The following is a 7,221-nucleotide window of genomic DNA, read 5'->3' on the forward strand; positions in this document are numbered from 1 at the left end:
CCCGTCATCTCTCCCCGGGCGCGACCAGCCCCGACTCATACGCGAAGATCACGGCCTGGGCGCGGTCCCGCAGCTCCAACTTGGCGAGGACACGGCCGATATGGGTCTTCACGGTCTGCTCGGCCAGGACCAGCGAATCGGCGATCTCCTGGTTCGAGAGGCCGCGCGCGATCAGTTCCAGGACTTCCGTCTCGCGCGGGGTGAGGCCGTTGAGCCGCAGCGAGGTCCGGCCTTTGCGGGGGGCCGGGCGCTGGCGCGCGAAATCGGCGATCAACCGTCGCGTCACCGACGGCGCGAGCAGCGCCTCACCGGCTGCCACGACGCGAACGGCGGAGATCAGATCGGCCGGCGGCGCGTCCTTCAGCAGAAACCCGGATGCGCCAGCGCGCAGCGCTTCGTACACGTAGTCATCGACATCGAAGGTGGTCAGCATCAGCACCTTCGGACGGTGGGTGACGCCGATGGGCGGATCGAGCAGCTGACGGGCCGCCTCCAGCCCGTCCATCTCGGGCATCCGCACATCCATCAGCACCACATCCGGATGCACCGTGCGGCTCAGCTCCACGCCCCGCACACCGTCCGGAGCATCACCCACCACATCGATATCGCTTTGCGCGGCGAGCAGCGCGGCAAAACCCGCCCGCACCATGGCCTGGTCGTCGACGATGATCACCCGAGTGGTCATGCGGAGGGAGAGTCCTTCGTGGAGGAGGGAGATGCGGAGGAGGGGGCCGAGGGGGAGGAAGACGGGGACGGCGAACCGTCCGGGGCGGAGCCCCCGGACGCGGACCCCGCAGACCGCGGGTCCGCCGATGACGGCAGCCCGGTCAGCGGCAGTTGGGCGGCGACCCGGAAGCCCCCGTCCGGCAGCGGCCCGGTGTCCAGCGAACCGTCCAGCAGACGCACCCGCTCCCGCATACCGATCAGGCCATGCCCGGTCCCGGTGGTCTCCAGCGGCGCGGACGGTGCGGGCGGCGCGGAGTTGACGACCAGGACGGTCAGCCGCGAGCCGTCCGCCGCCGTCGTCACCGACACCCGGGTCCGCGCTCCCGGGGCATGCCGCACCACATTGGCCAGCGCCTCCTGCACGATCCGGTACGCCGACAGATCCACCGCCGGTTCGAGCGCCACCGGCTCCTCGGGCAGTGCCAACTCGACCGGCACACCGGCCCGGACGGTCCCCTCGACCAGCTTCGGCAGCTGCCCGATCCCGGGCTGCGGAGCCTTCTCCGGGCCGCCGTGCCGCTCCGACTCCTCGCTGCGCAGCACGCCCAGCAGCCGGCGCATCTCCGCCAGCGATTCGCGCGCGGTCGCGGCGATCGCCCCGAACTCCTCCTGGGCCTCTTTGGGTATCCCGCCGATGCGGTACGGGGCACTGTCGGCCTGGACCGTGATCACCGACATGTGGTGGGCGACGACGTCATGCAGCTCGCGGGCGATACGGGTGCGCTCCTCCAGCAGTGTGCGGCGGGCGCGCTCCGCCTCGCTGATGGTCTCCTGCTCCCGCAACTTCCGTTGGGTGTCGCCCCGTTCCCGCAGGGTGCCGCCCATCAGCAGCATCACGCCGGAGAGCACGAACAGCAGCACCCAGGTGCCATAGCTGTGCTCGGGGGTGATCGGCTCGGCGAGCATGCCGGCCGCTCCGGTCGTCAGCCATACGGCGATGAGGGTGCGGCGGCGCTCGCGCAGGGACAGCGCCAGCATCAGCACGAGATAGCCGACGATCACCGTCGGCGGCCAGGGCCAGGCGCGGCCCGCGACGCCGTCGGCACCGGTGAGGGCCAGCGCGCACACCACGTCCGCCGCGAAGATCACCCACCATGCCTGCAGCGGCCGGGTCACCGCGAGCAGCAGCGGCACGGTCTGCGCGGTGGCGAGCCCGCCGGCCAGCCCGCCGTTCATGCCGTAGTCGTGGCCCAGGACGTTGATGCTCGACGGCAGCAGGGAGACCGCGAAAAGGAACGCGACGACATACGGCAACCGGCGCAGCCAGCGATTCTGGACGGTGCCGAAGAGCGGAGTGCCGGGCCCGGCCGGGGTGCCGAGCTCGACGGCGAGGACGCGCAGCGCCTGCCGCGCGGCGCGCGTCGCCCGGCTGCGGGCCGACTCGCGCTCTGCGCTGCGGGTCGGCTCGCGTTCTGGGGTGAGAGATCGTTTGGACATCGCGAAATCAATGTAAGCGGACCGCGCTCGCCGAAGCGTCATACCAGGGTTCGGCCTTCCGATCCGTACCACGGTATGACCCGACCAACGGGCCGACGGCCCTCGCACCCGCTCGGCACCCGCTCCGCGCCCGCCCTAAAGCTCCGCCAGCAGCTCGGCCTTCTTCGCGCTGAACTCGTCGTCCGTCAGCAGCCCCGCCTCGTGCAGCTCGCCGAGGTGCCGTATCCGGTCCGCGATGTCCGCCGGATCCCGGCGCGCGTCCCCGGCCCGCCGTACCGGCTCGCGGGGCGCGGTGTCCTGTGCCGGCTCGGCGGCCCGTACGGCCTGCAGCACCGCGGCCGCGAACGGCAGCGACTCATGGACCGGGCCGTAGCCGAGGCCGAAGACCACCGCGGCCGGGTCCTGGTCGGCCTCGTCGGCCCCCGCGTCCCGGCCCCCGCGCTCCAGCAGCCGCAGATAGCCGTTGAAGATCTCCGGTGAGCGCCACTCCACCCCGGCCAGCTCGCCGACCGTGAAGGTCTGGTCGCCGCTCTTCCACTTCGCGGACGACGCACCCGTCCAGAACCAGCGGAAGGCGACCGACCGGCCGTCGAAGGACGCCTTGCCGTCGTACGCCTTGAAGTGCAGCGGCGGCTCCGGAGCGGCCACCAGATGGCGCTCGGCGGGCTCCTTGGCCGCGGGCCCCAGCGCGGTGCGCAGCTCGTCGGCGTAGTACTCGGCCAGCGTCTCGCGCTCGGCCGGCAGCACCAGCCGGTACGGGTCGACGTCCTCCTTGAGCTGTCCGTCCGCCGCCTCCATCAGAGGATCGGCGCCGTGCCGTGGCACAGCGTGCAGCACCACCGTGCCCCGTCTGCCCTCGGACAGCTCGACCGACCTCAACGCCTCGTACGGAATGCGTCGCTCGCCGAGCGCCTGAAACAGCTTCGGCCTGCGGATCCCCCGTTCGAAGCGGATGAGTACGGAGTCCGTGTCGAACTCCCAGACGGCGTGAAAACCGGCCAGCACATCACCCATGCGGCTCATCGTATGCGGGCGATTGCCCGCCCGTCCCCCTTCCGGACACCTTGCGCTACGCGCGTCATCAGGCTCCCGGCCACCCGCCCCGTCCCCGTTCCGTCCCGTTCACCACGGTTTCCGCAGGCCCGGCCCGTCCCCGGGCGCCGGGCCGGGCCTGCGGCCGACCGGTCGTACGGCGTCCCGCCCTCAGGCGAGATCCGCGCTGCAATGGGGGTCATCGGTCGCGCACTCCACCGAGCTGACCGCGCCGACCCCGACCAGCGCGAAATTGCGCAGGCTGCGGGTGCCGGGCGCGAAGTATCCGGCGTGTCCGACGGCGCCCTCGGCCGACAGGATCCGGGAGCCGAAGGACGGATCGACCGGGTCCGCGCCGTGGCCGAGCCCGCCGACCTCCAGGTACGGCACGTCCTGGATCCAGTCGTCGGCGTCCCGCATCGCCCACACCCGGGCGTGTGTGCCCAGCCCGGAGCGGCTCTCGGCGCGCATCCCGGGGCTGCCCGCCACCGCGATGTCCTCGACGTTGGACGGCAGGTTGCGCGCGGCGACGCCGCACACCACGGACCCGTAGCTGTGGCAGAACAGCGAGACGGGCCCGGAGGTGGGCAGCGACTTCACGAGCGCACGCAGTCGGACCGCGCCGGCCTCGGCGAGCTGCCCGGTGGCGGCCTCGACCCCCAGGCCGGACGGCGAGGTGTAGTCGGCCCAGGCGATCACGGCGGTACGGGCCTGCGGCCGGGCATCGCGCTCCGCGGCGTACAGGGACCGGGCCATGCCGACGGGGGCGGCCGTCGCCCGCGCGGTGCGCTCGAAGGTCGACAGATTGGTGTCCACACCGGGCACGACGACGGAGACCCGGCGGGCCTTGCCGAGGTTGCCGAAGACCTCCGCGGCCCGGCCGCCGCTGGCCGGATCGAAGGCCAGGATCTGCCGCCCGCGGCTCATCATCGACTCGAAGCGGTGCATCAGCCGCCCGGCCTCCTGGCGTCCGACCGGCGTCAGCCGCTTATCGCCCATGCGCTGCTTCTCGATGGCGCGGGCGTCGTCGAGCGCCATCCGGTTCGCGCGGTAACGGAGTTGTACGGGGGCGCCGCCCATGTTGCCGACGGCCAGTGGGTATCGGGTCGCGAGCGTCCGGCGCTCGGCGGAGTCGAGCTTGGCGAAGAAGGACCGGATCGCGGCCGGAGTGCCGTCGGGGTCGGGCAGCGGACGTCCGTGAAAAGTGGCGTGCTTCCAAGCCTCGTTGGCGGTGGCCAGGGGATTGGCGTCCTCGTTGGTGCTTCTGATGGCCGTCCAGCCGGTCATGGCAAGCATCACGAACACCACCACCAGGGCGAGAGCGGCGCGCCAGGCGGTGGATTGCAGGAAACCGGAGGAGGGGCCGAGGCCCGGGAAGGAAGTCACCGCGAGCCACCCTAGGAGACTTGGCAGGGTGCCTGCTGAGCCCGTGAGTCATATCACGTTTCGCGGCGGGTATTTCGAACAATTCGGACATTGCTCGGCCATTTCCGGTGCTCAGCCGTGCAGGGGTGATCTCATGAGGCGGCCAAATGATCACACAGGGGCGGGGTCCGGTTACCGGGCGTCGGCCCTGCTCATCGCGCCCGCCAGTCGTCGTGCATCGCCGGCGCGAGATGGTCCAGGTAGGACTTGGTCAGTTCGCGGATGGACGCCACGCTGCAGTCCTGCCCCTCGCCCCACACCTTCCCCGCCACCCGCATCACTCCGCTGAACGCCGCGACCAGCACCCGCGGCCGAGGATCGGCGTCCACGTCCAGCCCCTCGCGCCCGGCGAGCAACCGCGCGATCTGCTCCTCCAGTTCGGACGAGCGCCGCAGATGTACGGCGACCAGTGCGGGCGTCGATTCGATCATCCGGTACGAGCGCATGTGCAGCTCCACCGGGATCACCGACTCGATCGCGTTGCCGATGTCGTCCCAGGCCACCATCACGGCGCTGCGCAGCGCCGTCAGCGGGGCCTCGCTCCCCGGCCGTGCGCTCAACTCCTCCAGGAAGCGGGCCTCCACCATCTCCTGGACGGCGAAGACGACCTCTTCCTTGTTGGCGAAGTACCGGAAGTACGTGCGCTGGGAGACGTCCACCGCCTCCGCGATCTCGTCGATCGTCGTCGTGTCGTACCCCTGCTCCGTGAACAGCTCCAGTGCCGCACGGATCAGGGCGTCGCGGGTGCGCTGCTTCTTGCGTTCGCGCAGCCCGCCCGGGGGTGCCGTCTGCGGCGTCGGGGTCGCCATCCTGCGCCGCCTTTCCAGGGGGTTCTCGCTGATCAGGATACCTGTGAGCTAAATGACAGTTACCGACTCATGAATTACTTTGTCAACTGTCAGTGGCTGACATTAGCCTCGTGACATGACCTCCCAGACCCCCGTTGCCGATCGCGCACCGGACCTTCCCGTACCGGAGCCCCGCAAGGGGCTGCGGGGCCATCCGTGGCTGACCCTCTTCTCCGTCGCCATCGGCGTCATGATGGTCGCTCTCGACGGCACCATCGTCGCCATCGCCAACCCGGCCATCAAGCAGGACCTGGGCGCTTCGCTTGCCGACGTCCAGTGGATAACCAACGGCTACATGCTCGCCCTGGCCGTCTCGCTGATCACGGCCGGCAAGCTCGGTGACCGCTTCGGCCACCGCCAGACCTTCCTCATAGGCGTCGTCGGGTTCGCGGCCGCGTCCTGTGCCATCGGGTTCTCCAGCGAGGTCGCGCTGGTGATCACCTTCCGCGTTCTCCAGGGCCTCTTCGGCGCGCTGCTGATGCCGGCCGCGCTCGGACTGCTGCGCGCGACCTTCCCGGCCGAGAAGCTCAACATGGCGATCGGCATCTGGGGCATGGTCATCGGCGCCTCCACCGCCGGTGGACCGATCGTCGGCGGACTGCTCGTCGAGCACGTCAACTGGCAGTCGGTGTTCTTCATCAACGTCCCGGTCGGCATCCTGGCCCTGGTCCTCGGCCTGGTGATACTCAAGGACCACCGCGCCGAGAACGCCCCCCGCTCCTTCGACATCCCGGGCATCGTGCTGCTCTCCGGCGCGATGTTCTGCCTCATCTGGCCGCTGATCAAGGCGACGGAATGGGGCTGGGGCGACATGAAGACCTTGGGCTTCCTGATCGGCGCGGTCGTCCTCTTCGCGCTGTTCGCCGTCCTGGAGACCAAGGTCCGTGAGCCGCTCATCCCGCTGCGGATGTTCCGCTCGGTGCCGCTGGCCGCCGGCACGGTCCTGATGGTGCTGATGGCCTTCGCCTTCCTGGGAGGCCTGTTCTTCGTGACGTTCTACCTCCAGAACGTGCACGGCATGAGCCCCGTCGACAGCGGACTGCACCTCCTCCCGCTCACCGGCATGATGATCGTCGGCTCGCCGCTCGCGGGCGCCCTGATCACCAAGTTCGGCCCGCGGATTCCGCTGGTCGGCGGCATGGTCCTCACCGCCGTCGCCATGTACGGCATGTCCGGCCTGGACACCGACAGCAGCACCGGCCCGATGTCCGTCTGGTTCGCGCTGCTCGGCCTGGGCCTGGCCCCCGTCATGGTCGGCGCCACCGAAGTCATCGTCGGCAACGCCCCGTTGGAGCTCTCCGGTGTCGCCGGCGGTCTGCAGCAGGCCGCGATGCAGGTCGGCGGCAGCCTCGGTACGGCCGTACTCGGCGCGGTGATGGCCTCCCGCGTCGACAGCCGGTTCCCGGACAACTGGCAGTCGGCCGGCCTCCCGCCGGTCCCGCCCGCCAAGATGTCCCAGGCGGCCGACGCCGTCTCGGCCGGCATCGCACCGGTGCCGAAGGGCACCCCTCCGGAGATCGCGCAGAAGATCACCTCCGTCGCCCACGACACCTTCGTCTCGGGCATGGGCCTGGCCTTCACGGTCGCCTGCGGGGTGGCGATCGTCGCGGCCGTCGTCGCGACGTTCACCAAGCGCGGTGCGAACGCGGAGGCGGGCGCCGGCGCCGGTCACATCTGACCGGCATCCCCGCACCACCCGGCAGTACCGCGTACGACGACGGCGCGCGGCCGGCTGAGGTACCCCTCGGCCGGC

6 protein-coding genes are annotated in these 7,221 nt (G+C 70.8%); 1 reads left to right on the forward strand and 5 read right to left on the reverse strand.

Translation table 11 applies throughout. The features are described from left to right. Positions 1-4: 4 nt before the first annotated feature. The 5 genes from AB0I10_RS25860 to AB0I10_RS25880 all read right to left on the reverse strand — a co-directional run bounded on the left by AB0I10_RS25860 (position 5) and on the right by AB0I10_RS25880 (position 5,429). Complete coding sequence (locus AB0I10_RS25860) at positions 5-685, reverse strand: response regulator transcription factor (RefSeq protein WP_363154998.1); 681 nt, start codon at positions 683-685, stop codon at positions 5-7. Continuing rightward, positions 682-2,163: a sensor histidine kinase gene (locus tag AB0I10_RS25865; RefSeq protein ID WP_363154999.1), complete on the reverse strand. Its 1,482-nt coding sequence runs from the start codon at positions 2,161-2,163 to the stop codon at positions 682-684. Before AB0I10_RS25865 ends, AB0I10_RS25860 begins: the two co-directional genes overlap by 4 nt. Before the next feature lie 135 nt (positions 2,164-2,298). Next, positions 2,299-3,177, reverse strand: coding sequence for a DUF4429 domain-containing protein (locus AB0I10_RS25870; RefSeq protein ID WP_363155000.1), 879 nt, complete (start codon positions 3,175-3,177; stop codon positions 2,299-2,301). Between the two features lie 189 nt (positions 3,178-3,366). Further along, the gene (locus AB0I10_RS25875) at positions 3,367-4,581 is read right to left on the reverse strand and encodes an alpha/beta hydrolase (protein ID WP_363155001.1); all 1,215 of its coding nucleotides are present in this window, start codon (positions 4,579-4,581) and stop codon (positions 3,367-3,369) included. Between the two features lie 191 nt (positions 4,582-4,772). Then, positions 4,773-5,429 (reverse strand): TetR/AcrR family transcriptional regulator, encoded by a 657-nt coding sequence (locus AB0I10_RS25880; RefSeq protein WP_363155002.1) that lies wholly within the window; start codon positions 5,427-5,429, stop codon positions 4,773-4,775. A gap of 115 nt (positions 5,430-5,544) precedes the next feature. Between AB0I10_RS25880 and AB0I10_RS25885 the strand changes: the two genes are divergently transcribed. Then, on the forward strand, positions 5,545-7,146 hold the full coding sequence (locus AB0I10_RS25885; protein WP_363155003.1) for an MFS transporter: 1,602 nt from the start codon (positions 5,545-5,547) through the stop codon (positions 7,144-7,146). The last annotated feature ends 75 nt before the right edge of the window (positions 7,147-7,221 follow it).

Origin of the sequence: Streptomyces sp. NPDC050636, from assembly GCF_040654775.1 — a bacterium.
Taxonomy (GTDB): Bacteria; Actinomycetota; Actinomycetes; order Streptomycetales; family Streptomycetaceae; genus Streptomyces.